26 protein-coding genes and 1 pseudogene are annotated in these 25,653 nt (G+C 68.5%); 11 read left to right on the top strand and 16 right to left on the bottom strand.

The genetic code is table 11. The annotated features are described in order from the left end of the window. Nucleotides 1-36: 36 nt before the first annotated feature. From R2707_11085 to R2707_11100, 4 genes are all read left to right on the top strand, one after another. Nucleotides 37-1,068, top strand: coding sequence for an aldose epimerase family protein (locus R2707_11085; GenBank protein MEZ5245634.1), 1,032 nt, complete (start codon nt 37-39; stop codon nt 1,066-1,068). Nucleotides 1,069-1,088: 20 nt separating this feature from the next. Beyond that, complete coding sequence (locus R2707_11090; GenBank protein MEZ5245635.1) at nt 1,089-1,868, top strand: SDR family NAD(P)-dependent oxidoreductase; 780 nt, start codon at nt 1,089-1,091, stop codon at nt 1,866-1,868. A gap of 106 nt (nt 1,869-1,974) precedes the next feature. Beyond that, nucleotides 1,975-3,174: a D-alanyl-D-alanine carboxypeptidase family protein gene (locus R2707_11095; protein ID MEZ5245636.1), complete on the top strand. Its 1,200-nt coding sequence runs from the start codon at nt 1,975-1,977 to the stop codon at nt 3,172-3,174. A gap of 4 nt (nt 3,175-3,178) precedes the next feature. Then, nucleotides 3,179-4,681, top strand: coding sequence for an AMP-binding protein (locus R2707_11100; GenBank protein MEZ5245637.1), 1,503 nt, complete (start codon nt 3,179-3,181; stop codon nt 4,679-4,681). Nucleotides 4,682-4,724: 43 nt separating this feature from the next. On the opposite strand, the gene R2707_11105 is transcribed toward R2707_11100, so the two are convergent. Together R2707_11105 and R2707_11110 are read right to left on the bottom strand one after the other, a co-directional pair. Beyond that, entirely contained in the window at nt 4,725-5,294 is a 570-nt protein-coding gene (locus R2707_11105; GenBank protein ID MEZ5245638.1) for a hypothetical protein, read from the bottom strand. A 71-nt stretch (nt 5,295-5,365) separates the two neighbouring features. Further along, complete coding sequence (locus R2707_11110) at nt 5,366-5,890, bottom strand: flavin reductase family protein (protein MEZ5245639.1); 525 nt, start codon at nt 5,888-5,890, stop codon at nt 5,366-5,368. A 124-nt stretch (nt 5,891-6,014) separates the two neighbouring features. Between R2707_11110 and R2707_11115 the strand changes: the two genes are divergently transcribed. Next, entirely contained in the window at nt 6,015-6,149 is a 135-nt protein-coding gene (locus tag R2707_11115; protein ID MEZ5245640.1) for a hypothetical protein, read from the top strand. A gap of 27 nt (nt 6,150-6,176) precedes the next feature. Further along, nucleotides 6,177-6,572 carry a hypothetical protein gene (locus tag R2707_11120; GenBank protein MEZ5245641.1) on the top strand — a complete coding sequence of 132 codons (396 nt, stop codon included), beginning with the start codon at nt 6,177-6,179 and terminating at the stop codon, nt 6,570-6,572. A gap of 1 nt (nt 6,573) precedes the next feature. On the opposite strand, the gene R2707_11125 is transcribed toward R2707_11120, so the two are convergent. Beyond that, complete coding sequence (locus tag R2707_11125) at nt 6,574-7,497, bottom strand: phytanoyl-CoA dioxygenase family protein (GenBank protein ID MEZ5245642.1); 924 nt, start codon at nt 7,495-7,497, stop codon at nt 6,574-6,576. On the opposite strand from R2707_11125, the gene R2707_11130 reads away from it, so the two are divergent. After that, nucleotides 7,490-8,116, top strand: coding sequence for a DJ-1/PfpI family protein (locus R2707_11130; GenBank protein MEZ5245643.1), 627 nt, complete (start codon nt 7,490-7,492; stop codon nt 8,114-8,116). The genes R2707_11125 and R2707_11130 overlap by 8 nt on opposite strands. A gap of 4 nt (nt 8,117-8,120) precedes the next feature. On the opposite strand, the gene R2707_11135 is transcribed toward R2707_11130, so the two are convergent. The 6 genes from R2707_11135 to R2707_11160 form a co-directional block, all read right to left on the bottom strand. Beyond that, complete coding sequence (locus tag R2707_11135; GenBank protein MEZ5245644.1) at nt 8,121-9,245, bottom strand: nitronate monooxygenase family protein; 1,125 nt, start codon at nt 9,243-9,245, stop codon at nt 8,121-8,123. Between the two features lie 69 nt (nt 9,246-9,314). Beyond that, on the bottom strand, nt 9,315-10,187 hold the full coding sequence (locus R2707_11140) for a hypothetical protein (GenBank protein MEZ5245645.1): 873 nt from the start codon (nt 10,185-10,187) through the stop codon (nt 9,315-9,317). Continuing rightward, the gene (locus R2707_11145) at nt 10,188-11,159 is read right to left on the bottom strand and encodes an LLM class flavin-dependent oxidoreductase (protein ID MEZ5245646.1); all 972 of its coding nucleotides are present in this window, start codon (nt 11,157-11,159) and stop codon (nt 10,188-10,190) included. A 32-nt stretch (nt 11,160-11,191) separates the two neighbouring features. After that, on the bottom strand, nt 11,192-12,439 hold the full coding sequence (locus tag R2707_11150) for a cytochrome P450 (protein ID MEZ5245647.1): 1,248 nt from the start codon (nt 12,437-12,439) through the stop codon (nt 11,192-11,194). Next, nucleotides 12,439-13,278 (bottom strand): SDR family NAD(P)-dependent oxidoreductase, encoded by an 840-nt coding sequence (locus tag R2707_11155; GenBank protein MEZ5245648.1) that lies wholly within the window; start codon nt 13,276-13,278, stop codon nt 12,439-12,441. Before R2707_11155 ends, R2707_11150 begins: the two co-directional genes overlap by 1 nt. Beyond that, the gene (locus R2707_11160; protein MEZ5245649.1) at nt 13,275-14,270 is read right to left on the bottom strand and encodes an NAD(P)-binding domain-containing protein; all 996 of its coding nucleotides are present in this window, start codon (nt 14,268-14,270) and stop codon (nt 13,275-13,277) included. Before R2707_11160 ends, R2707_11155 begins: the two co-directional genes overlap by 4 nt. Before the next feature lie 23 nt (nt 14,271-14,293). Between R2707_11160 and R2707_11165 the strand changes: the two genes are divergently transcribed. Both R2707_11165 and R2707_11170 read left to right on the top strand, forming a co-directional pair. Then, on the top strand, nt 14,294-15,946 hold the full coding sequence (locus tag R2707_11165) for an alkaline phosphatase D family protein (protein MEZ5245650.1): 1,653 nt from the start codon (nt 14,294-14,296) through the stop codon (nt 15,944-15,946). Beyond that, the gene (locus tag R2707_11170) at nt 15,943-17,118 is read left to right on the top strand and encodes a cytochrome P450 (protein MEZ5245651.1); all 1,176 of its coding nucleotides are present in this window, start codon (nt 15,943-15,945) and stop codon (nt 17,116-17,118) included. Before R2707_11165 ends, R2707_11170 begins: the two co-directional genes overlap by 4 nt. A 29-nt stretch (nt 17,119-17,147) precedes the next feature. Here R2707_11170 and R2707_11175 read toward each other — a convergent pair whose 3' ends face one another. The 5 genes and pseudogenes from R2707_11175 to R2707_11195 all read right to left on the bottom strand — a co-directional run bounded on the left by R2707_11175 (nt 17,148) and on the right by R2707_11195 (nt 20,988). Beyond that, nucleotides 17,148-17,441: a hypothetical protein gene (locus R2707_11175; GenBank protein ID MEZ5245652.1), complete on the bottom strand. Its 294-nt coding sequence runs from the start codon at nt 17,439-17,441 to the stop codon at nt 17,148-17,150. Nucleotides 17,442-17,462: 21 nt separating this feature from the next. Continuing rightward, the gene (locus R2707_11180; GenBank protein ID MEZ5245653.1) at nt 17,463-17,726 is read right to left on the bottom strand and encodes a hypothetical protein; all 264 of its coding nucleotides are present in this window, start codon (nt 17,724-17,726) and stop codon (nt 17,463-17,465) included. Nucleotides 17,727-17,847: 121 nt separating this feature from the next. After that, nucleotides 17,848-17,946, bottom strand: a pseudogene (locus R2707_11185) (IS1 family transposase). 757 nt (nt 17,947-18,703) lie between these two features. Beyond that, the gene (locus R2707_11190) at nt 18,704-19,888 is read right to left on the bottom strand and encodes an acyl-CoA dehydrogenase family protein (GenBank protein ID MEZ5245654.1); all 1,185 of its coding nucleotides are present in this window, start codon (nt 19,886-19,888) and stop codon (nt 18,704-18,706) included. Then, nucleotides 19,885-20,988, bottom strand: a complete 1,104-nt coding sequence (locus R2707_11195) for an acyl-CoA dehydrogenase family protein (GenBank protein ID MEZ5245655.1) — start codon at nt 20,986-20,988, stop codon at nt 19,885-19,887. The genes R2707_11190 and R2707_11195 overlap by 4 nt, the downstream gene beginning before the upstream one ends. A 67-nt stretch (nt 20,989-21,055) precedes the next feature. On the opposite strand from R2707_11195, the gene R2707_11200 reads away from it, so the two are divergent. After that, nucleotides 21,056-21,907, top strand: a complete 852-nt coding sequence (locus tag R2707_11200) for an SDR family oxidoreductase (GenBank protein ID MEZ5245656.1) — start codon at nt 21,056-21,058, stop codon at nt 21,905-21,907. Nucleotides 21,908-21,979: 72 nt separating this feature from the next. Continuing rightward, entirely contained in the window at nt 21,980-22,885 is a 906-nt protein-coding gene (locus tag R2707_11205) for a transposase (GenBank protein ID MEZ5245657.1), read from the top strand. On the opposite strand, the gene R2707_11210 is transcribed toward R2707_11205, so the two are convergent. Both R2707_11210 and R2707_11215 read right to left on the bottom strand, forming a co-directional pair. Further along, a complete protein-coding gene (locus R2707_11210) occupies nt 22,882-24,459 on the bottom strand; it encodes an AMP-binding protein (GenBank protein MEZ5245658.1) in 1,578 nt (525 codons plus the stop codon). The two genes, R2707_11205 and R2707_11210, sit on opposite strands and share 4 nt — an antisense overlap. Then, nucleotides 24,456-25,622: an amidohydrolase family protein gene (locus R2707_11215; GenBank protein MEZ5245659.1), complete on the bottom strand. Its 1,167-nt coding sequence runs from the start codon at nt 25,620-25,622 to the stop codon at nt 24,456-24,458. Before R2707_11215 ends, R2707_11210 begins: the two co-directional genes overlap by 4 nt. Between the last annotated feature and the right edge of the window lie 31 nt (nt 25,623-25,653).

Here is a 25,653-nt window from a genome sequence, read left to right on the forward strand (position 1 = left end):
CGTCTCCCGTCGGGCGAGTCCCGTACGGTAGTGGGCGTGCCCACTCCGTACGGAATGACGACCGGCAACTCGCTCCAGGGGCCCACCGAGGTGCGTCGTCACCGACTCCGGGCCGCATCGGGTCTCGCGATCGATCTCCTCGACCTCGGTGCCACGCTCGCTCGCGTCGAGGTGCCGAGCGCCGACGGCCGGCCGGTCCCGTTGATCCTCGACCTCGACTCGGTGGCGGAGCGGGAGGACCCGGTGCGCAATCCCTACTTCGGGGTCACCGTGGGTCGCTACGCCAACCGACTCCGCCGTGCCGAGTTCCCGCTCGACGGCATCACCTACGCGGTGCAGGCCAACGAAGGCGACAACCAACTCCACGGCGGCTCCCCCGGCTTCGCCCATGTCGTGTGGGACACGTCGTCGACGACCGACGACACCGTGTCGTTCACCCGGATCAGCCCCGACGGCGAGAACGGGTTCCCCGGGACGCTCGAGGTGTCGGCGACCTATCGCCTCACCGACGACACGATCCACGTGACCTACGAGGCGACCACCGACGCCCCGACCATCGTGTCGATGACGAACCACGCCTACTGGAATCTCGGGGGGCCGGGCGAGGACGACATCGGTGAGCACGTCGTGCACATCGCGGCCGACGACGTCGTGCCGGTCGACGAGGCGACGCTGCCATCGGGGCCGCCCGCCGCGGTCGACGGCACGCCCTTCGACCTGCGTGCGCCGGTGCGGCTCTCCGACCGGCTGGGCTTCGCCCTCCCCAACGGGTTCGACCACTGTTTCATGATCGATGGGGAGGGGATGCGACGCCATGCCCGGGTCACCCACCCGAGCGGCCGCTCCCTCGAGGTCTGGAGCGACCATCCCGCGGTGCAGTTCTACACCGGCGCCTTCCTGTCCGGCGGTCCGGGGGCCGACGGCCGCCACCACGACCCCTTCGGTGCGCTGTGTCTCGAACCGCAACGAGTTCCCGACGCGCCGAACCTCGGCTGGGCGCCGTCGGCGGTACTGCGGCCGGGCGAGCGCTACGTTCACGAACTCCGGTTCCACCTCACCTGGGACTGACCCCGACGACAGGAGCCGACATGCCCCGCCTCAGCACCCGCAGCCGATCGGTCGAGGGAAAGGTGGTTCTGATCACCGGTGCCGGCTCGGGGATGGGTCGCGCCGAAGCCCACCTGTTCGCCGACGAGGGCGCCAAGGTCGCGGTGACCGACCTGGCGGGCGCCACCGTCGACGCCGTCGTGGCCGAGATCGTCGGGGCCGGCGGCATTGCACGGGGCTATGTGCTCGACGTGACCGACTCCGACGCGATCATCGACGTGACCGACCGGATCCGCCGCGACCTCGGCCCCATCGACATCCTCGTGAACAATGCCGGTGTCGCCGTCGGGTCGACCGTCGACGACGACGCGTTCGACGAGCGTTTCCGATTCGCGCTCGACGTGATGCTCACCCCGCATCACCGACTCATCCGCGCCTGCCTCGAAGACCTCCGGTCCAGCGGTGAGGGCCGGGTGATCAACATCTCGTCCACCGAAGGGCTCGGCGCCTCCCGTGGTTCCCTGCAGTACACGACGGCCAAACACGGCGTGATCGGTCTCACGCGGGCGATGGCATCGGCCCTCGCCCCCGACGGCATCACGGTCAACGCGGTCTGTCCCGGCCCGATCCTCACCGGCATGACCGAGCTCATCCCGCCCGACCACCGGGCCAAGTTCGCCCGTCGCCGCACCGTCCTCGGCCGCTACGGGGACCCCGAGGAGGTCGCCCACATGGTGCTCAACCTCGCCCTGCCCGCCTCGAGCTACGTCACCGGTGCCGTCATCCCGGTCGACGGCGGACAGACGATGAAGAACGACTGACCGCGCGAGGGGACGGAGGGCCGTGCGCGCTGCTACCGTCTCTTCTTTGCGGTTGTGTGACGAAACCGTCGTCGGCCGCCCCTCTTCGACCACCAGCTCTCCGAGAATGCGCCGACTCCTCCGTCCCTTCCGCCGCGGCAACGCGATCCTGCTCGCCCTCCTGGTCGCGCTCGCCCTGGCATCGTCGTTGGCATCGGCCCAGGAGACGCCCGAGGACCTTCGCCAGCAGCGACGCGAAGTGCAGGAGAACGCGGCCGAACTGGCGCTCGAGGTCGATGCCCTCACCGACGACATCGACGAGCTGACCGCCGCGCTCGAAGCGCTCCGCGCCGCCGTCGACGCCCAGCAGTCCGCACTCGACGCGGCGCAACGACGGGTGGCCGAAGCAGAGGCAGCCGAAGCCGCAGCCGAAGCCGCGATCGAATCGCTCGAAGCCGACATCGTCACGACGAGGGGCATCCTCGAGAACACCGCAGTCGACGCCTTCATCAACCACCAGGGTCCCAACAGCGATCAGGCGGTGCTCGACGCGAACCCCTGGGAGTACGCCCGCACCGAGTCGTTGATCGAGTTCGGCGCCGGCGACACGGCCGAGATCATCGACTCCCTCCGGGCGCTCGGCTCCGAACTCGAGCAGCGCCGAGACGATGCCGCCCGACTCACCGCCGAACTCGATGCCGAGCGCGACGAGGTGGCCGCTCGGGTCAGCGAGCTCGACGCCGCGGTCCAACGCGAGGAGGCACTCCTCGACGAGGTCGAGAGCCGGCTCGACGCTCGTCTCGCCGAAGCCCAGGGCCTCGAAGCGCTCGACGCCCAGCTCGCCGCCGAGATCCAGGCCGAGGAACAACGCATCGCCGAGGCCATCGCGGCCCGCAACCGGAGCAATCGGACGGTCACGATCCCCGACAACGCACCCGTCGAGCTCGCCACCGTGCGGGGGATCGTCGTCAACGCCGCGATCGCCGACAACGTCGAGGGCTTCCTCGCGGCAATGGAGGCCCGCGGTTACTCCCTCGGTGGCGGCGGCTACCGCAGCTCCGACTCACAGGTCAGCCTTCGACGCTCGCACTGCGGCTCCTCCGACTACGCGATCTGGGAGATGCCGGCGTCACAGTGCCGTCCGCCGACGGCACGCCCCGGCCAATCGGCTCACGAGCGGGGCCTGGCCATCGACTTCACGTACCAGGGCTCCATCATCCGCAGCCGCAGCAGTGCCGTCTTCCAGGTGATGGCCGAGGTTGCGCCGAGCTACGGCCTCTACAACCTGCCGAGTGAGCCCTGGCACTGGTCCACGACCGGCGGCTGATCCGATGATCGCCGATCTCGCGCACGACCGACCCGACGCGCTCGCCCTCACCGACGATCTCGGCAGCCACCGAACCCGCGCCGAGTTGATGGATCGGGCGACGCGTCTCGGACACCTGCTGCGCGACGACCTGGGCGTCGGCGTCGGCGGCCACGTCGCGGTGTTGACCGACAATCGCGTCGAGGTCTTCGAGATCTATCTCGCCGCCGTTCTCAGCGGGGTGTGGTTCGTCCCCGTCAACGGCCTACTCGCACCGCACGAGGTCGAGTACGTCGTGCGCGATGCCGGCGCCGCGGTGGTCATCACCGAAGCCGAACTCCGCCATCTCGTGCCCGACGACATCCCCGTCGTCGTGATCGGCGACGACCTCGATCAGCGGCTCGCCCACGCCGACGCGACGCCATTCGCCCTCGACGGACCGGCCGGCTCGCGGTTCAGCTACACGTCGGGCACCACGGGTCACCCGAAGGGTGTCAAGCGGGCGATCCCGGCGACGCTGGGCGAGATGCTCGAGCTCCAGCAGCGGCTGGGTACGCAGGTCGGCTTCGACGGTGACGGCACCCAGCTCGTGACCGGTCCCGCCTATCACGCCGCGGTCGGCGGCTACGGATTCTTCGATCTCTGCAACGGCGCCCACCTCCACCTGATGCGGAAGTTCGACGCCGCCCGCACCCTCGACCTGATCGAGGAGCTCCACGTCCGGCGCACCCATCTGGTGCCGACCATGATGGTCCGGATGCTGCGGCTTCCCGAGGAACGCCGCGCCGCGTTCGACCCGAGCGGTCTCGCCATGGTGCTCCACGGCGCTGCCCCCATCTCACCGACGGTGAAGCGGCGCATGATCGACTGGTTCGGTCCGATCCTCACGGAGTACTGGGGCACATCGGAGGCGGGGGTCTTCACGCGCGCCGACAGCGACGACTGGCTCCGCCACCCGGGCACGGTCGGCCGATCCGTCACCGGCTTCGAGGTGTTCGCCGTCTCCACCGACGGCGAACGGCTCCCGGCCGGCGAGGTCGGCACGCTCTACTGCCACACGCCCGGTCAGGATCGCCCGTTCGAGTACTGGAACGCACCCGACAAGACGGACGCCGCCTATCTCGCGCCGGGGGTCTTCTCGCTCGGCGACATGGGCAGCGTCGATGCCGACGGCTGGGTCCACCTCGCCGATCGGGCGACCAACATGATCATCAGCGGCGGGGTCAACATCTACCCGATGGAGGTGGAGCAGGCTCTACTCGACCATCCCGCCGTCGTCGACGTTGCCGTGTTCGGGATTCCCGACGAGGAGTGGGGCGAACAGGTCAAGGCCGCAGTCGAGCTCGTCACCGGCAGCGACGAGTCGACCGTCGACGCCATTCTCCAGTTCGCCCGGGAACGCCTCGGCCGACACAAGGTGCCGCGCTCGGTCGACGTACACCAGTCGCTCCCCCGCCAGCCGAACGGCAAGCTCTATGTGCGCGAACTCCGCGACCCGTACTGGGTCGGCCACGAGCGCGCGATCTGAACGACCGCCATCTGAACGACCGCGATCTGGACGACACTGCCGTTCACGAGCCGCTCGGGGTCACCACATGCAGTTCCGGGGCGAACCCCGTGTCGGCGACGACCGGCTTCTCGAGCAGCGCCTCGACGGCCTCGGCGAAGGAGCCGGAGCCTCCCACGGGGAAGATGCCCGACGAGCCCATGAACCGATCGCCGGTCGCATCCTGGTGACCGTCGGCCGGGACGACGATGTCGGATATCTCGGCGGCCTGGACGACCTGCATGAGGCCGGTGCCCAGCGCCGGCGTGATCGAACGCCAGACCACGACGTCCGCAGCTGCGGACTCGGCGATCTCTCGCGCCCGATGGATCTCGTCGACTTCGACGAACCGTTCGTCGTCGGCCGCGACGAGCACCGCGTCCTCGTCCGGACGCCACGACTCGCTGCTGCGGTCGAACAGGACGACCGCGCCCTGGTTCCCGGCGATCGCCAGCGCCCGGCGGAGCGTGGCTTCGGTCGGCGGGTCCGTCGGTGTCAGACACAGCACACGGGGGCCCGTCTCGGGAAGCAGACCTTCGTCGTCGACGTCACGATCATGACCAGCACGGTCCTGGTCGGGTGTGGAATCTGTCATCGGTTGACCTCCGCTCGGCATGCAACTTGCCTACCCCGGCCAGGGCATCCCGAAACCTCGAAGCGCGCCGGTCAGCGGCCGTCGACCGGGTGACCGGGCTCGACGTCGTCGACATCGGCGAGCCGCAGCGGCCGGTGGAGATCGGCATCGCCCACGATCAGCGGCTCGACGACGACGCACGTGTGGTCACCGTCGGTGTGGCGGCCACAGCGGGTGCCGACCAGCCAGGACCCACAGTCGGCCAGCATGGGGACACCCAACCGGTGGACGGTCTCACACCGAGCGAACTTGTCGATCTCGTCGCCCGTGGTCGCGCCGAACAGGCGGGCCAACTCATGGTCGCCGTCAGCCAGGAAGTGCACCCCGATACGCGAGGCGCCGACGATGATGTCGTGGCTGTGGTTCGCTCGGGAGATCCAGACGCTCCACCGGCGCGGATCGATGCTCGACTGACCGTGGAAGCCGACAAGACACCCGGCATCGTTTCCGTCGAGCGACGCAGTGACGATCACCATCGCCGGGTCGACCGCTGCAGCCAGCCGGTCGAACGCCGGCCCGACGTCGCGTTCGGGGCCACCTCGGGATTCGAGCCCCATGGTTCAGTCCGGGGCCGCCGACGGCGGACGCTGCACTGCGGGGTCAGGAGCGAGATCGGCCATGCCCGAGGGTAGACCGACGACTCGGCAGATGTCCGTCGACTCGCCTCGTACACTCCACGCCATGAACGAGCGCCGTCCGGCCGTCGGGGACCTCTCACCCGACGTCGAGTTCCTCGATTCGGCCGGCCGGCCCTGGAGACTCACCGCCCATCGCGGATCCGTCGTCGTCCTGGTGTTCCATCGCCACATCCATTGACTCCCGTGCGTCGACCACGCGATCGCCGTGCGCGACCGCATCGGGGAACTCGGGGAGGAGGCGATCGTCGCATTGGTGACATTCACCGACGGCGAATCCCTTCGCGACTACGAGGCCCGCCACGAACTCGGATTCGTCGCCTTGAGAGACCCGGACCGGGAGGGATATCGGGCTTTCGGGCTCGGGCGCGGCTCGGTCAGCCGGGTGTGGGGTCTGCGGTCCGCCCGTCGCTACGCCCAGCTGATCCGTCGCAACGGCATCGGTGGGCTGCGGCGCCCCACCGAGGACCCGCTCCAACTCGGGGGCGACTTCGTGATCGGCCCCGACGGCAGGCTTGTGTGGGGCTTTTGGAGTGATGGTCCCGACCACCGCCCGGCCTTCGGCGATCTCGCCGCCGCGGTGCGCGACGCCCGCCGACCCTGAATCAGTTCTCGATACCGGCGCGGGCCCGGAGTTCCTCCTGGGACTGTGTCCCGAACGCGTTCAACGCGTGGGCCGGATTGTCGGGATCGAGCACCACCAGCGGGTCGCGTAGGTCGTCGATGTAGCCGAGTGCGTATGCCCCCATCCGGTAGCCCATCAGTCGCTGGAGGGGTTCGGGGAATGTCGCGGCGACGGACTGCGGTACCGACAGGTACTGGTTCTCCTCCTGGCGAAGGAAGCTCACGTTGTAGGTGATGTTGATGGCCCGGCGGTGCGCGTCGGTCGTGTTGGGGCCTCCGCCGTGATACACGGAGCCGCTGTAGAACAGCACCGAACCCCGGCCCATCTCCGCCGGCACGCTGTCCTCGATACCGAACTGGAGTCCGTCCGGCTCGCGATTGCTCCCGACCACCACTCGGGTGGCGCCGTTCGCCTCCGTGAAGTCGTCGCCGGCCCAGATGGTGTTGCACTGCACCTCGTAGCCCTGCGGAAACGGAAAGAAGTCGAACGCCCACTGGTCGCGATGGATCTGCTGACCGACCGACCCCGGCCCGATGTCGATGATCTGGGTGAGGTGCAGCTGGTAGCTCGTCACATGACCGAGGAAGTCGTCGCAGGTCGCCAGCGCCGTCGGATGCATCACGAGATCACGCGCGGTCACGGACCGGGCCAGGAGTCCCCCGGTACGGCGCGTGTTGCGCCCCGTGAAATCGTCCTGGCCAACGCCGGTGGCATCGGTCCAGGGCTGCATCTCGGCGAAGAACGCATCGAGCTCGGCACCGGTGGCGAGCTCGTCGACGATGACCCCTCCGTCGCGGCGCAGCACCTCGGCGATCTCGGTGCCGGTCGCGGATGGAGGCAGGTGCGTCAGCATGACCGAACCGTAGTCGTCGACGACCGCGTGCGACCATGGGCGGATGCGCATCGTCTTCTTCCTCTACGAGGGTCTGACCACGCTCGACGTGATCGGACCCCACGATGTCCTGTCCCGCCTCCCCGGCGTCGAAGCCGTGAGCGTCTCCACGCACGGCGGGCCGGTGACCGCCGACACCGGCGTGCTCGGGCTCACCGCCACCCATGCCATGGCCGATGTCGAGTCGTGCGACGTGCTGGTGGTCCCCGGCGGCATGGCGGGCACGTTCGCCGCCGCGGCCGACCCCGAGATCCTCGCCTGGATCCGATCGGTCACGGCGAACGCGACCTGGATCACCTCGGTCTGCACCGGGTCACTGATCCTCGGTGCCGCCGGGCTCCTCGAAGGCAGGAAGGCCACGACGCACTGGGCGGCGATCGACCTCCTCGCCGGCTACGGCGCCGAACCCACCAGGGATCGAGTCGTGTTCGACGGCAACGTCGTCACCGGCGCCGGCGTGTCGGCCGGCATCGACCTCGCGCTGACGCTCGCCGCGAGGATCGCCGGCGACGACATCGCCCGGATCATCCAGCTCGGGATCGAGTACGACCCCGACCCGCCCTTCGATTGCGGCTCACCGGCCAAGGCATCACCGGAGCTGATCGAGCGGGCGGGATCGCTCTTCGGTTGACCCGTCAGTCGACCTGCAACATCTGGCGCGTCCGCTCGAGCGAATCGACGCATTCCTCCACCATCTCGTAGATGACGTCGGCGCTGCGCCTGACCTTGTTCATGGTCCCGACGATCTGACCGACCGGGTTGAACGCCACCGCCTGGGCCTTGTCGGGATACCGGCCACTCCGGGTCATCGCCTCGTGCACCGCCATCATCTGCAGCGGCATCCCGAGCGTGTCGGGGGTGTCGGCCCGTTCCCACGCCTCGGTCCAGTCGTTGCGGAGCATGCGGCAGGGCTTGCCGGTGTAGGACCGGCTGCGGACGGTGTCCCTGCTGGTGGCGTTCATGTAGGAGTCGATCTGGGCCGGCGAGGCCGCCGCTTCCTCGACGGCGAGCCACAGTGAGCCCGTCCACACCCCGGCGGCGCCCATCGCGAGCGCCGCAGCCATCTGTCGGCCGTTGCCGATCCCACCGGCGGCGAGCACCGGGATCGGCGCGACCTCGTCGATCACCTGGGGCCAGAGCACCACCGACCCGATGTCGCCGGTGTGGCCGCCGCCCTCGTAGCCCTGCGCGATCACGAAGTCGAGACCGGCAGCGGCATGACGGCTCGCCTGTGCGGGCGTGCCGCACAGGGCACCGACCGCACGCCCGGACGCCTGGATCTGCTGCACGAGATCGGGCGGGGGCGTGCCGAGTGCGTTGGCGACCATCACCACGTTGTCGTGGCGCAGGATCTCCTCGACCTGCGGCACCGCGGTCGCCGCGTTCCAACCCATCAGGCCGGTACCGCGCTCCTCCCCTTCCGGCAGGTCGGGGACATCGTGATCGTCGAGCATCTGGCGCACGAACGCCTTGTGTTCCTCGGGGATCATGTCCTGGAGTTGACCGGTCAACTTGTCGAGATCCATCTCACCGGCGCCGTCGTACTTCGCCGGCAGGACGATGTCGACGCCGTAGGGCTTGTCGCCGATGTGTTCGTCGATCCAGTCGAGTTCGATCTGCAGCTGTTCCACCGAGAAGCCGACCGCCCCGAGCACGCCGAGTCCACCGGCCTTACTGACGGCGACCACCACGTCACGGCAGTGCGTGAAGGCGTAGATCGGGAACTCGATACCGAAGCGTTGTGTCAGCTCGTTCTGCATGGCGCAGACGGTAGGCGCAGCGCGGTCACACGGCCAGACGACCGACCCCCGCGACCGATCCCCGATCGTTCAGATGCTGTGGCGCGACGCCGGCATCCAGTTGGGCCCGGCCCATTCGTCGATGCGAGCGAGGAACGCCTCGTGGTGCGGTTCGACGAGCTCGCACAACGCGATCGTCAGATCCTCGCCGAGCGCTTCCCACATCTGACCGCAGATCTCGTCGGTGCGCTGTTCGAGCCGAGTACGGGCTTCGCGGCCCGCATCGGTGAAGGTCCGGTCGACGGCGAAGCCCTTCTGTTCGAGCCTCGCCCATCCCCGCTCGATCTCGGTGTCGTCGGCCCCCCGGCTGCGGGCGATCCATTCGGCCTCGTCGTAGCCGACCATCACGTTGTGGAGGAGACCCACCTCGGCACCGTTCAAATCCGCCGCCGCACACAGGGCCCAATGCGTGTCGCCCCGCCATTCCCGAAGGCAGTTGACGGCGAGCCAGGCCGACAGGGCCGGAGACTCCACGCGGCGTTCCTTGCGGTCGCGATGGGCGGCGAACAACACACGAGCGCCCTGATGGAGCCCGTCGACGACGGCCCACAGCGGCGCGGCGAAACGACCGAGACCCGCGGCGATCGCCGGTGAGACCTCGTCGAGCCCGGGCACGATCCGAGCATCGCGCATGTCCAGCACCGCATCGGCGGTGGTGTGTTCGCGCAGCAGGTCCATGCCCATGCCGAGGAACACGGGGTTGATCGAATAGGCGGTCGCCGCGATGACGTCGTTGCCACCGCCCTCGAGCGGGGCGAACCGGATCGCTGCGTAGTAGCCGGCGCCGTCGGGCACACCGAGCTCGGCGTACGCGGCGGGTCCGGCCGGATCGAAGTAGATCCACCCGATCAGGTCGTGCGACGCCCGGGAGGCGCGCTGTGCGAGGGCGGCCCAGTCGGTCACTCAGCCTCCCGCCACCGCGGGGAGGACCTTGTCGACCGTCAGCTCGAGCGACTGCCAGGCCGAGTCGATCGGCATGCCGCCGACGAGCGGATGCAACGACAGCGCGCCCGTCTCCCGGATCCGCTCGATCGCCTGCTCGGGCGAGAGGAACTGGTAGATCCCCTCGGCCCGCAACTCGTCGACGTTCGACGCGTGGCTGTGCACCGCCGACGTCTGGTCGGGGGTCTGCCACGAGTCGTACGTCGACGCCTCGAGCCAGAAGTGGTGGCCGAGCTCGGCCCAGGCCTTGTCGGGATCCTCGACCACGTGGACCATGGCGACCTTCTCGGGGGCGATGCAGAACCCGGAAGTGCCGTGCTTCTCGCACTCCTCGTAGTACAACGCCTCGAGCTCCGCGATCGGAGCCGGAAGCTGGAGCGGCAGACCGAGCCGGGCCGCCCGCTTCGCCGCGGCGGGGCCGGACCCGCCGATCATGACCATCGGATGGGGTCGGGTGTAGGGCATCGGCCCGACCTTGATGGTCTCACCGTTGAGCTCGAACTCCTCGCCCGACCAGACCTTGAGCATGATGTCGAGCGACTCGTCGAGGATCTTGCCCCGGCGGGTCCATTCCTTGCCGACGGCGGCGTATTCGGCCGGGCGGTAGCCGAGACCCGTGGTGATCGACAGTCGGCCCTTGCTGATCAGATCGATCACCGCCATCTCCTGTGCCAGCAACACGGGATCGTGGAGCGGGACCAGGAGCGCGGTGATCGCGACCGACAGGTTCTGCGTACGGTTGAGGATCATCGCCGCGGTGAGCAGCGGTGTGGGACTCCAGCCGAGCGCGGTGGCGGTGTGTTCCTCGGTGCTCACCATCGCGAAGCCGTTCTTGTCGGCGTATTCGGCGAGGTCGATGCCGGCGCGATAGCGATCGCTCATGTGCTCGGCATCGGTGGGGTCGGGATGCACGAAGTTGAGGCGCATCATCATGAAGGCCACGGCGGGTCTCCTCGGGTCTGGGTTCAGCTGAACGGATCGGCCACTCCGGACCGGACTCCGGGCGAGAACCTAACCGGCATCGTGACCACGCCCGTCATCAACAGATTGCCCGGGTAGGGCCGGAACCGTTCGAGGTCGATCTCGTAGTCGGGGACCCGGGCAAGCACGTCGGCGATCATCAGCTCGGATTCGACGCGGGCGATGCTCGATCCGATACACCGATGACCGCCGAGGCCGAAGGCGAGGTGTTTGTTCTCGGTCCGCTCGATGTCGACCCGGTCGGCCTGTGGGAACATCGCCTCGTCGTGATTGGCGCTGACCCACGAGATGAACACGACGTCGCCGCGCTTGATCTCGCGGCCGCCGAGCTCGACGTCTCTCGTGGCCGTGCGGGTCAACGATTCGCTCGGGCTGTAGAAGCGGAGGAACTCCTCGACCGCGACGGGTATCGCGGTCGGATCCTCGATCAGTCGCTGCCGGTCGTCGGGGTGCGTGCCGAGATGATGGAGCCCCCACCCCACCAGTGAGGTCGTGGTGTCGAGACCACCCGCCACCAGGTTCCAGAGGATCCCGACGACCTCGTCGTCGCTCAGCAGCCGGCCGTCGATCTCGCTCGACACGATCGCCGAGGTCAGATCGTCGCCGGGGTTCGACCGGCGATGACGTGCGATCTCACCGAGCTCACCCCACATGTCGCCGACCCGCGCGACCGCTTCCTGGAACTGCGCATCCGACGGCTTGAACGACGACGTCGCGTGGAAGAAGTCGGCGTAGTAGCGCCAGTTGGTCGACGGCATTCCCATCATCTCGAGCGTCATCACCCCCGGCACCGGGGTCGCGTAGTCGAGGATCAGGTCGCCCTCGCCGGCCTCGATCATCTCGTCGAGGAACCAGCTCGACACATGGGCGATGCGGTCGCGGCTCGCCTCGACCGCCTTGGTGACCATGAACGGGTTGAGCACGCGCCGCAGGTCGGCATGGGCGGGGCCGTCGATCTCCGACACCCCCATCCGCGGGGTCTGTGGCGGCCGGGGGATCCCGCAGATGCCGTGGTAGTCGATGCCATCGGCCGCGCCCGGCTCGAACTTGTGGGCGAACGTCTCGTTGTCGCGGGCCACGGCGGCGACCGCCTCGTAGTCGGTCACCATCCAGAAACCACCGTGGTGCTCGTTGAAGACGACCGGGCACTCGCTGCGGAGCTCGGCATAGCGGTCGTGACGGGCCGCGACCCAGGCCCGATCCTGATGGTCGACGTCGATGCGATCGGTCATCACTGCTCCCCGATCGCCTCGAAGAAGTCGAAGTCGGCGAAGTGGGTCTCGGCGCGCTGCTCGACGAACCGCCGACCGCGCGGGTGGGTCAGGATCAGGGTGCGATCAGCCTCGATGCCGGCCACGACGAAGCGCCCGACATCCTCCTGCGCCATCGCATACGGGATCGCGCCGACGGTCGGCCCGACCTCGACCGCACCGCCGTAGCGATCCGGGCGATGTTTCATCGACGTTTGCATCAGGTTCGAGTCGACGGTGCCCGGACACAGACACGACACGCCGATGCCGTCTGCCGCGAGCTCGCCGCGCAGTGTCTCCGTGTAGCCGACGACCGCGTGCTTGGTGGTCGTGTAGAGACCGAGGTGGGTGCCGGCGACCTCCTCGGGTCTCGACGCCCACAGACCCGCCATCGACGCGGTGTTGACCACGTGCCCGCCACGCCCGTGGGCCCGGATTCTCGGCACGATTGCGGCGCAGGCGCGGACGATCGTCATCAGGTTGAACTCGATGACCCACCCCCACTCGGCCTCGGTCGCGGCGAGCAGTTCACCGCTGTGGACGACGCCGACATTGTTCGAGAGCACGTCGATCGACCCGAAGGCGGATTCGGCTGCGTCGGCCAGCGCGACAAGCGACGCGGGTTCGGTCGCGTCGACCTGCACGGCCACCGCGTTCGCTCCCAGGCCCACCATCTCGTCGGCCACCGTCGCCGCGGTCGCCTCGTCGATGTCGGCGATCACGAGCCGGGCGCCCTTCGCCGCCAGCCCGAGCGCGATCCCGCGTCCGACTCCACCGCCCCCGCCGACGATGACCGCCGTCGTCTCGTCGCTGATCCTCATGCGGACACTTCGGCCGGTCCGTTGGGCGTGACGTTCTCGCCGAGCCGACGCCGTAGATCGGTCTCGAAGCCGGCGATCGTCGCGTTCGCGTGCTCGGCCCAGAGCTCGGCCAGGCGGGGGTGTCCGGCATCGCGCTGCTCGTCCCACTCGTCGGCGAAACGACCCGACGTGATGTCGTCGAGGAGCTGCGCCATGCGGCCGTGGAGATCGAAGTCGTCGAACGTGCCTCGCCGGCTCAGCTGTCCGTACTGGCTCGTCGGCGAATGGAACCCGAGCTGGCCGACGAAGCCCAACTTGCGCACCAGCGTGTAGCTGCGCTCGACCTCGCCCGACAGCATCAGCTCGGTGATGATCGCCTCGAGCGGGATGTCGTTCTCCATCATGAGCCGCACGAAGGCGTTGTTGACGTGGGTCAGCGCGGGCGACAGCACCTGCTCGACGGCGAGGTCGAGCACCGCCTCCTGCCGCGGCGACATCTCGATCCCGCCCTGCTTCAGCCCGCCGATGCCGTGGGCGATCGCGAGCGTGCGGGCCAGGGCCGTGCCGGTCACATCGCGATGCACGCCGACGCCGGTGATGAACCCCCAGCCTTCCTCGTAGCAGCGCCGCACCTCGGGGCCGAGCATGCGTGGCGCGACCATGGCCTGGTCACCGGCCGGGTCGAAGCGGTCGAAGGCGAGCGTGTAGCCGGAGGCGACGATGGTCAACGCGCCGTCGCCCGGTTCGATCGGGAGCTCGGGGATCACGTCGTCGGGAACGAGGACGCAGATCACGTCGGCCTCGCTCGCCGCCTCGAGGTCACGGGCCTCGAACCCGTCGGCCTCGGCCTCGGCCCGGGAATCGTCGTTGCGCACGCACACGACCGGCGCCACACCGCTGTCGCGCAGGTTGAGCGCCCAGCTCCGTCCCTGGTTGCCGTAGCCGACCACGGCGACGGTCTGCCCGTCGAGTACCGAGAGGTCGGCGTCGGCCTCGTAGTGGATTGTCGTCATGGATGCTTTCTAACATCCGTGTCATGTCGCCCTCCAGTGGTCCACTCACCCGTCGCGGTTTCCTCGCCGCCTCCGCCGGGCTGGTCGCCGCCGCGTGCGCGAGCGACGGCGACGGCGCCGCCCCGCCGTCGACGAGCACGGCACCGACGACCACCACGACCGCGGCGACGACCACGACCGTCACCCCGACGACCACGATCCCCACACCGGTCTTCGACGTCGATCCGTTCCCCTACCTCACGGCCTCGGGCGACCCACTCCCTGATGCGGTCGTCATCTGGACGCGACTCGCCACCGACCCCACGGCCCCCGACGGGGGCATCGGCGCCGATCGGGTCCCCGTCGAGTGGGAGGTCGGAGTGGGTGGCGGCGAGGTGGTCGCCACCGGGACGTTCGTGACCCGCGCCGACCACGGCCATTCGGTGCACGTCGACGTCACCGGGCTCGATCCGTCCACCGCCTACTGGTACCGATTCCGCGTCGGCGAGTGGACGGTCGGCGGAATGACGCGAACCGCGCCGCCCGTCGGTGCGTCGGTCGAATCCCTCCGCTTCGCCGTCGCGTCCTGCATGGCATGGAAGTCGGGCCACTTCACGCCCCTGGCCCACATGGTCGACGAGGACCTCGACGCGGTGATCTTCGTCGGCGACTACATCTACGAGCTCGAGAGCGGCAACTTCCGCCAGCACGACCTGCCGGTCCCCTTCTCGCTCGACGAGTACCGGCGGTACTACGCGATCGCCCGGCTCGAGCCCGAGCTGGCGACCTGCCATCAGAACGTCCCCTGGATCGTGATGTGGGACGACCACGAGGTCGAGGACAACTACGCCGGATGGGAACCGGGCGGCATCGGATCGCTCGAACCCGGCGCGGCCGAGGGGTTCCGCGACCGGCGCACCGCCGCCTACCAGGCCTGGTGGGAGTTCATGCCGGTGCGCACCGGCCCGCCCGTCGACGGGGAGCTCACCGTCTACCGCGCCTTCGACTTCGGCGACCTCGCCCGCCTGACGCTCGTCGACGACCGCCAGTACCGCTCCCCCATCATCCAGGGGGAGGGCAACGGCAACCTCCCCCGCCCGCTCGGCGGCGGCCCCCAACTCGACGGCACCTTCGACGAGTCCCGCACGATGCTGGGCGAGGAACAGGAGGCGTGGCTCGCCGACCGCCTCCGCCACGACGCCCGGTGGACCCTGCTCGCCCAGCAGACGATCATGGCCGAGGTGGACCGCGCCCCCGACGACCCGACCAAGGGATTCTCGATGGACGCCTGGGACGGCTATGCGGCGCCCCGCGAGCGGCTCCTGTCACAGATCGCCGACGAGGGCATCGAGAACTTCGTGGTGCTCGGTGGCGACATCCACACCTCGGCGGTGGCCGACCTCCACGTCTCGTACCGCGAGCCGAACTCGCCGATGGTCGGCACGGAGTTCGTGGCACCGTCGGTCACCAGCCTCGAGCTGCTCCTCCCCGAGTTCGTCGAGGGATCACGGTCGAACGACCACATCCACCTCTACGAGACGGAGCACCGCGGGTATCTCGTCGTCGAGGTCACACGAGACGAGCTGCTCGGCCACTTCCGCTGGGTCGAGACCACCCAGGCCCCCACGTCACCCATCGAGACCGCGTCGACATGGCGGGTCACCGCCGGGGCCGTCGGCGTCGAGCAGATCGCATGACCGACTTCACCATCCCGCCCTACGACGAGTGGGCCGACGCCCAGCCCTACGACATGTGGGCGACGGCCCGCCGGACCTGCCCCGTCGTGGAGACACCGGGAAACGAGTGGGCACCGCTCCCCGGGTTCAGCACCACCACGTTCGCCGACGCCGATCACGTGCTGCGCGATCCGGCGACGTTCTCGGCCTCGATCAACGCCGAGGCCATGGCGCCGTTCATGGGCGAGCTGCTGCTCGGGCTCGACGGCGAGGAGCACCGCCGGTACCGGGCGCTCGTCGCGCAGGCGTTCAAGCGATCCTCGATCGAACGCTGGAAGCCCGATCTGGTCGACGGCGTGCTCGACCGGCTGCTCGACGACCTCGCGCCCCGGGGCCGGGGCGACCTCGTCGAGTCGCTGACGTCGAAGTTCCCGGTGCAGGTGATCTGCGGCATCGTCGGTGTCCCTCTCGAGGACCACGAGCGCTTCAACCAGTGGGCGGAGAAGATCAACTACGGGCCCCTCGACCCCGAGGCCGGGCTCGCCGCGAGCGCGGCGATGGTCGCGTATCTCGAACCACTGGTCGATGCTCGCCGCACGCGTCCGACCGGCGATCTCCTGAGTGAACTCGTCCACGCCGAGATCGATGGCGAACGGCTCAGCGACGCCCGCCTCTTCGGCTTCCTGCGCCTCCTCCTGCCCGCCGGCGCCGAGACGACCTATCGGGTGTTCGGGACGGCGCTGCTCGTCCTCGCCCGCGATGCAACTCTGCGCGACCGGGTGGACGCCGATCGTTCGCTGGTGCCCCGTTTGATCGAGGAGACCCTGCGCTGGGAGACCTCCGTGACGATGGTCAGTCGGCGGGCCACCGTCGACACCACCATCGGCGACGTGCCGGTCGGCGCCGGCTGCCCGGTGACCGTCTACAACGGCGCCGCCAATCGCGACCCGCAGCGGTGCGACGATCCCGACCGATTCGACATCGACCGCGACCCCGTCGCCCATCTCGCCTTCGGGACCGGCCCCCACCAGTGCCTGGGCATGCACCTCGCCCGGGTCGAGCTCGAGGCGGGTGTCAACGCCGTCCTCGACCGCCTTCGCGACCTGCGCCTCGACCCTGCGAGACCCGCTCCCCGAGTCGCCGGCTACGCCTTCCGCGGCCCCGCCACCCTCCCCGCCCTCTGGACCCCCTGACACCGGCACCGCGACCCGCCACACCGGTGTCAGACACCCGCCACACCGGGGAGTTCGGCGCACTGCGGCTGGTCGAGCAGCCGGAGTCGACGGCGGGCATCGACGACGAGCGCCCCGAACGCCGGATCCGATGCGAGGCGGGCCCGTGCCCGCGTCGCCGCCGTACGGACGCCGCTGCCCGATCGGTAGCCGTAGCGCCCGGCCAGCTCCGTCGAAGACCGATTGGTGGTTTCGAGCGCCAGGAGCGCTGCGGCAAGGCGCTGATCCGCTCGGAGGCCGTCTGCCCGCACCAACTCGAGCTCGTCGCTCGAGTCGATCCCCAAGGCCCAGTCGACGGTAGTGGGTCAGTTTGAATCTCGTGGAGATGGGTCAGGGTCTTCGACCCATTCGCCGTCGAGGTCCATCGTCGCGAATCCGGTTGTCCAGTGATCTTCGTCGACCTCGTATTCGTCGATCGTGAAAGCGTCGACAAACCGGCGGAATCCGGGCAGGGTGACTGCCTCGTCGATGCGGGCTGATGCTCGGTCGCGTGACGAGTAGACGCCGAGCAATTTGCCCTCCTCGTCTTCGGGGTGTTGGTGCCATAGGAGAAACACGACTGCGGTCACGTTCCCATCCTGGCCAGAATCAGTCGAGAAGACCAGCGATCTGTTGAAGCGACCACGGATGGTCCGCTATCCCCGCGGCCATCGCCGGGGTCTGCTTGGTCTTGTACCCGTGCCGGTCGGTGATCGTGAGCGACTGATGGGTGCGGCCGAAGTTGTAGTGCATGTAGTGCAGCGACACGGCGTGGGCGAGGTTCTCGACCTTCTTGGAGAACCCGTTCGTCTTGACAACCAAACTGACCCACTACCCAGTCGACGGCCTCAGGGGTCCCGGTCCGGACCGGTCGATGATGTTCTGTGAACCCCCCGATCGGATCGTCCCGGCCGGCCGACACGAATTGGCGATACGCCGCACGCGACCCGATTCGACCGAGAAACTCGCCCGTGGTGAGCCACGGTAGTCGTGCAGAGCCATCGGCGTAAGCGCGATGACTGGACCAGGCGTAGTCGAGGTCGCCGAGCCCGTCCTCGAGTGGGTTGCGGTGGATGTATCGCAGGACGACGAACAGGTACCGATCGCTGTCGATCGGTCGCGAACGGTAGCGACCCCGGAAGAGCGGGCCGTCGAGGCCGTACTTGCCGTTGAAGCGGCGGGTGTAGTTCTCCCCCACGTGCTTCATCGTCCGGGCCAGCGCAGGCGCCGGGCCTTCGACGAGGAGGTGGTAGTGGTTGCCCATGAGCGCGTACGCATGCACGCGGGCGTCGGTTCTCGGGAGGGCCTCGCCGATGCAGTGCAGGAAGAACGAACGGTCGTCGTCGTCACCGAAGATCGAGAGTCGACGTGCCCCCCGGTTCATGACGTGGTGCCAAGTGGCGGCGGATCTCGTTCGTGGTAGGCGTCCCATGCGCGGCGACGCTAGGCAGCCGGTGTGACAGCACTCTCGTAGCGGATGTCTGACACCGGTGTAGCGGGTGTCTGACACCGGCAACGCTTCGCGTTGCTCGGAGTTCGGCTGCGCCGAACTCCCCGGTGTGGCGGGTCAGCCTCGGGGGAGGCCGAGGACGCGTTCGGCGACGATGTTGCGCTGGATCTCCGAGGAACCGGCGCTGATGGTGCCGCCGAAGGTCGTGAAGTAGGCATCGAGCGAGCCCACGGTGCCGTGTCGGGACTGTCCCGTCGGCAGCGAGTCCGGGCCGAACAACTCCGCAGCGACTTGGAGGAGATCGCGGCGGATCTCGGTCGAATACATCTTCATGAGCGCCTGTTCGGGAGCCGAACCGGTCTTCACGTAGCGGGCGAATCCGCGGTACCCGAGGCAGCGGGATGCGAGCGTGTCGATGTAGAGCCCGGCGATCGCGTCGCCGGCGGTCGCCTGTTCGGCCGCCGACAGCCCGGCCAACCTCGACGGGGCGACCGCGAGCAGTTCGTTCATCGACGATTCCATGCCCATCACGCCCATGAGCCACACCATCGAGCGCTCGTGGGCGAGCGAACCGTTGGCCATCGCCCAACCGTTGTTGAGCTCACCGACCAGGTTCGAGACCGGCAGGACCACGTCGTCGAGGAACACCTCGTTGAGGTCGGGGAACTCGGGCGAGATGATCTCGTTCAGCGGACGGACCGTGACGCCCGGCGTGTCCATCGGCATGAGGACGATAGAGATGCCCTTGTGCTTGGGCGCATCCGGGTCGGTGCGGCAGAAGAGGAAGCAGAAGTCGGCGTAGTTCGCACCCGACGTCCACACCTTCTGACCGTTGATGATGAAGTTGTCGCCATCACGCACGGCCCGGGTCTTGAGGTTCGCGAGGTCGCTGCCGGCGTCGGGCTCGCTCATGCCGAGGCAGGCCGACGTCTCGCCGCGCAACAGCGGCATCGCGTACTTCTCGATCTGCTCCTCGGTGCCGTAGTCGAGCAACGACGGCGCGATGATCCCGAGCCCCTGCGGATTGGTCGTCCGGGGAACGTCCGCCTTGTTGAGTTCCTCGAGATACACGAGCGTCTCGATCGGGCCGGCATTGCGCCCGCCACGTTCGGGCGGCCATCCCGGCACCAGCCAGCCGTCGTCGAACATCCGCTTCGTGAACGTGGCCGCCCATTGCGGGACGTACGCGCTCGAGCGGGGCGGATCGGCGGCGATCTCGTCGGCCGGGGGCCGGTTGGCGGCGAGCCATTCGAGGAACTCGGCCCGGAAGGCCTCGACCTCGTCGTCGAATCGGAGCTTCATGCTGCCTCCCCCAGGCCCAAGAGCGCGGCGAGGCGCGCTCGGTGAAACGCTCTGCTTCCGCAGAGGACATCGCCCGCCTTCGCTCGCTTGAGCAGGAAGTGCAGGTCGTTCTCCCAGGTGAAGCCGATCCCGCCGTGGAGCTGGAGGCCGTCCTGGGCAAGCAGCCGCTGGCAGTCGCCTGCCGCGGCCTTGGCCACATGCACCGCCTCGGCTCGCGCGTCGTCGTTCTCTGCGATGGCCAGTGCGGCGTAGTAGCCGACGGCGTTGGCGCGCTCGACCGCGAGGTACATCTCGGCGAAGCGGTGCTTCAGCGCCTGGAACGAGCCGATGACACGGTCGTACTGCTCGCGGACCTTCGCGTACTCGAGGGTGACCTCGAAGATCCGCCGACAGGCACCGACGATGTGCAGCGCCATGGCGACGCTCGCCTGCTGCGACACCTCGTCGATGGCGGCCAGCGCCCCCGGACCTGGTTCGATCAGCACCGACGCCGCCGAATCGGCGAACGTCACGTCGGCGAGCTCGAGGCCCGGGTCGATCAGCGCGGTGGTCTCGACGGTGCACGCATCGCGCTCCACACGGAACACGCCGAGCTCGTCGCCGACCCGGGCGACCACCGCGAAGACCTCCGCCGTCGCGCCGGCGAGCACGGCGTCCTTCGTTCCCGAGACGACCCATCCGTCGCCGGATCGGGATGCGATGGTCGTGACCGACGCCGGATCCCAGCGGCCGTGCTCGGCGTAGGCCAGCGCGCCGACCGTCTCGCCGGCAGCGGCCGCAGCGAGCAACTCCGTCGCGCCCGCCGCCGCGACCATCGGAATGAACTGGCTCACCATCGCGAGCAGCGGACCCGGGGCTGCTGCCCGGCCGAGTTCCTCGGCGAGCAGGCCGACCTCGACGAATCCCATGCCGAGTCCGCCGGCGTCCTCGGCCACGCCGAGGGCCGGCCAGTAGAGCTCGGTCATCTGCGCCCACAGGTCCGCAGACGTCCCCTCACCTTCGAAGATGGCCCGCACCACCGCTGGCGGACAGGCCCCTTCGAGCACCGAACGGATGTTGTCTCGCAGTTCGAACTGGTCGTCGGAGAGTTCGAGATCCATAATTCCCCTGTCGCGCTTTTCTAACAGTGGCGTCACCGTAACCATCTCAACCGGCAATGGAGAAACCATGACCATCGACTTGTTCCGCTACGAAGGCAAACGAGCCATCGTGATCGGCGGCGCGACCGGCATGGGTGCGGAGACCGCCCGCATGGCCGGCGAGCTCGGCGCCGAGGTGATCGTCCTCGACGTGGCCCCCGTCGACTACGACTGCGCCCAGAAGATCGAGGTCGACCTTCGCAACCAGGCGAGCGTCGATGCCGCCGCCGACGCGATCGAGGGCCCGGTCCACGCGGTCTTCGCCTGCGCCGGAGTCGCCGACGGCACGGCCGGCATCATGCTCATCAACTTCACCGCCCAGCGCCACTTCATCGATCGGCTGATCGCCCAGGGCAAGCTCGCCCAGGGCGGCGCCATCGCCTTCATCTCGTCGACCGCGGGTCTGGGGTGGAAGAAGAACATCGAGCGCGTCCGCGACTTCCTCAGCAACGCCGACTGGGCGTCCGCCGCCCGTTGGACCGAGGAGAATCCCGACACCGACAGCTACGGCTTCAGCAAGGAGGCGATCAATCTCTACGTCGCCCAACAGGCGTTCCCGATGCTGAAGGCCGGCTACCGGATCAACTGCATCCTGCCCGGGCCCACGGTGACCCCGCTGGCCGAGGCCAACGCCGACATGTGGCTGACCTACGCCGCCGACTATCGCGAGGCCGCCGGCGTCGACACGCTCACCCCCGATCAGATGGCGAGCACGATGGTCTTCCTCTGTAGCGACGCCGCGAAGGGCATCAACGGTGAGACGCTCCAGGTCGACCAGGGCCACACCAACGCCGCGTTGGTCGACGCCTACGACGCCCCCATCGTCAAGATGATCGCCGGCGAGATCGAATGGGACTTCGGCGCCCTCGGCTTCGAGTAGCCCCATACCTTCTGGGGTCAGACACCCTTACCTTCTCGGGGGCGTCACACCCCCGACCTACGGTGCGGGTGCATGGCACGCATGCTCCGATCAGCACTCGGTGGAACCTGGCACCACGTCATGAACCGGGGGGCTCGTCGACTCCCCGTCTTCGGCGACGACGCAGATCGACTCGCGTTCCTCGGCCTGCTCGCCGATTCGGTGACGACGGCCGAGGTGCGGGTCCACGCGTACGCGCTCATGCCCAACCACTTCCACCTGCTCGTCGAGGCCGAGGTCCCGAAGCTGTCTGCCGCGATGAAGGGTCTGACCGGCCGCTACGCCCAACGGTTCAACATCAAATACGGCTACGACGGCCCGCTGTTCCGGAGCCGCTACCGCTCGAAGCCCGTGCACGACGACGCCCATCTGTCCGCCACGCTGCGGTACATCCACCGGAATCCGATCGTCGACGGGCCGGCAACGCCGGAGGCGTTCCGGTGGACCAGCCACCTCGCGTACACCGATGAGGTCCGGCGACCGCGCTGGCTCACGACCACCAGGCTGCTCGATCGGTTCCCGAGCCGAGCGGCCTACATCGACTTCGTGCTGGACGCAACCGAACGCACCGCGTCCGGCCCCCCGTTCGCCCCAACGGCCCGTCGCCGGCCGCAGATGCTCCGTCCCACCGACGTCGAGGTCGCCCTCGGGGTCGACAGCGATTCGGAGCTCGCCGTGGTGCGCTGCGGTGGTCGTGGAGTGCGCAACGACGTCCGGCTGGCGCTGCTCTACCTGGCGTCGCTCCACACTGCCGTACCGATGGACGACCTGTGCCAACGCTACGGATACGGCAGCGTTGCGGTCGCTCGGTCCGCGGTGGCGCGAGCACGACGCCGCCTCCTGCGCGATCCGATCTTCGCCGAGCTCGTCGACCATGCGAGCGCCCGGCTGGGCAGACCATCGACTGCCGCCGAGAAGGTATGGGTGTCTGACCCCTAGATACTTTCTCGGAGGAGGGTTTTCCTGATCTTGCCCATGGGGGTGCGCTCGAACCCGTCGACGAACGTCACGGCATCGGGGACCTTGTACCGGGCCAGCTGTTCGCGGCACAGCGACTGCAGCTCAGCCTCGGACACCGCCGCGCCATCCATCAGCTCGACGAAGGCGACGACGCGTTCACCGAGTCGCTCGTCGGGGACCCCGATGACTGCGCACGCCGCGACCGAAGGGTTCTCGTGGAGGACGCGCTCGACCTCGGCGGGATAGACGTTGGCCCCGCCGCGGATGATGAGATCGTTCTTCCGATCGTGGATCCTGAGGTTGCCGTCGGCGTCGAGCGAGCCGATGTCGCCGGTGTGCAGCAGGCCATCCCGCAGCGCTTCGGCCGATGCCTCGGGTCGGTTCCAGTAGCCGAGCATCGGCCGGTAGACGTCGGCCCACTCCCCCTCGAGCGCCGGGCCGACACAGACCTCGCCGGCCTCGCCGACCGCGACGGGGACACCCGACTCGTCGAGGATGTGGATCGCGCATTGGGGTAGCGCCCTGCCGCACGAGCCGGGAACCGCCGGCTCGGTGACGTCTTCGACCGTCACCGCGGTCGGCGCTTCGGTCAGGCCATAGCCGGTACCCACGCGAGTCCCGAAGCGTTCTCGGTAGAGACGACGGAACGCATCGGGCATGTCTGCACCCCCGACCCCGATCGCATCGATCGACGCGAGCATCTCGTCGGTCACCGACTCGTTGGTGAGCAGGTCGTGGACCATCGCCGGCACCGCGGAGAAGGTGGTGACGTTCTCCGCCGCGATCCACTCGGCCATGCCGACACCATCGACCCGGTCCATGGCGACGAGGCTCATGTCGCACTGGTAGGCCATACACGGTCCGAGGATGATGAGGTTGAGGATCGTCAGCGGAAGTGGGACCCCCATCACTCCTCCGGAGCGATGTGTCCCGCGCACCGCGCTGACCCGCCCGGGCAACAGCATGTTGTGCTGCGAATGGACCGCTCCCTTGGGGAATCCGGTGGTGCCGGACGTGTAGGCGATCGCGGCGGGCGCCAGCGGATCGATCGCCACCGGCGCGAGGTCGGTGGATGCCGCAGCCACTGCCCCGCGCCACTCGTCGACCGTGAGTAACTCGCGGAGGTCGCCGAGTTCGCCACGACGAGGATCGAGGCTCGCTGCGGTGTCGGCGTCGGTCAACAGGACCGACACCTCTGCGTCGCGCAGCATGTAGGCCTTCTCGGGTGGCGCGAGCGGCCGATTGATCCCGAGCCAGATCGCACCCCGTCGCATCGCGGCGAGATAGCCGATCACGATGTCGACGTCGTTGGGCAGCGACATGGCGACCCGGTCGCCGATGCCCACCCCGAGGGCGGCGAGAGCACCGGCGGCACGCCCGACCTCGGCGTCGAGCTCGGCCATCGTGAAGCGGCCACTCCGACCGACCAACGCGAGCCGGTCGGGATCGCGGGTCAGGGCGTCGTCGAGCAACCGAGCAACCGAGCCCGGTCCTCCGACGTCGCGCGGCGGGGTTGCCGGCGGGATCAGCCCGTGGGCGGCGAGATCGATCACGGAGCGACGGAGAGCGCGGCCATCGTCTCGCCCATGATGAGCGCCTGATCGTGGTCGCTCAGTCCGGTGAGACCGTCGCGGAACGCGAGCGGTTCGGCCAAACCTTCGGCGTGGGGGAAGTCGGAGCCGAACAACACCTGTCCCGCGCCGATCGTCTCGCACAATGCCGGGATGTTCTCCTCGTGGTACGGCGACACGAAGACCTTCTCCTTCACGATCTCGCTCGGTCGCCCGCTCACATAGCCGCCCGGCCACGGGCCGTTGCGGCCCATGCCCTTCATCTTGTCCATCGCGCCGAGCAGGTACGGCACCCACAGCGATCCGTTCTCGACCGACATGATCCGGATGTTCGGGAAGCGGCCGAAGAAGTTCATGAACGTGAGACCCGCGATCGTCTGCATGATCGGGAGGTCGCCGTAGAAGCTCGTCCACTGGAACGCCGACTGCTGGTGCGACGACGGGTTGGCCTCCTCGCCCCACGCGACGGAGAACAGCTCGTTGTAGCCCGACTCGGAGATGTGGAACGTCACCGTCAGCCCCGCCTCGTTCACGCGTTCCCAGAACGGGTCGAAGATCGGATCCCCCGGGTTCCGCCCGCCCTGCGGACCCGGCCGGAGGTGGATGAACCGTGCGCCGCGATCCATCACGAACTCGAGTTCGGCGATCGCGGCATCGACGTCGATCAACGACATCAGCGGCACGCCATAGATGCGACCGTCGGCACCGAAGCCCCAGTCCTCGTCGAGCCAACGATTGAACGAGTGGACGTTGGCATAGGTCCGCGCCGGATTGTCCTTCATGAAGTGCTCGACGCACACCGCCACGGTCGGGAACAGCACCATCGCGTCGACACCCTGCTCGTCCATCAGCGCGAGGCGAGGCCCACGTTCGCGGTACTCGGGCCGCACGTTCTCGATGGCGTCGTTCTCCTCGACGGGGAGGCCCGCCTTCATGTTGCGGAGCATCTCGCGCAACGAGCCGGGCTTGGTGTGCACCTCCGAGAACGGCTCCTTGAGAAAGGTGAACGGCCGGTCGCCGATGAGCACTCGGGACCCGCCGTCGTCCTCGACCACACGGATCGCTTCGTCCATCTGGCCCGAAGGCATGAACCGGGTGAAACAGTCGTCGGGCTCGTAGTAGTGGTTGTCTGCGTCGAAGATCATGGTCTGCCGTCTGGAAGTCGAATGTGACGTT

Source organism: Acidimicrobiales bacterium (assembly GCA_041394245.1).
In the GTDB taxonomy this organism is placed as follows: Bacteria; Actinomycetota; Acidimicrobiia; order Acidimicrobiales; family Aldehydirespiratoraceae; genus JAJRXC01.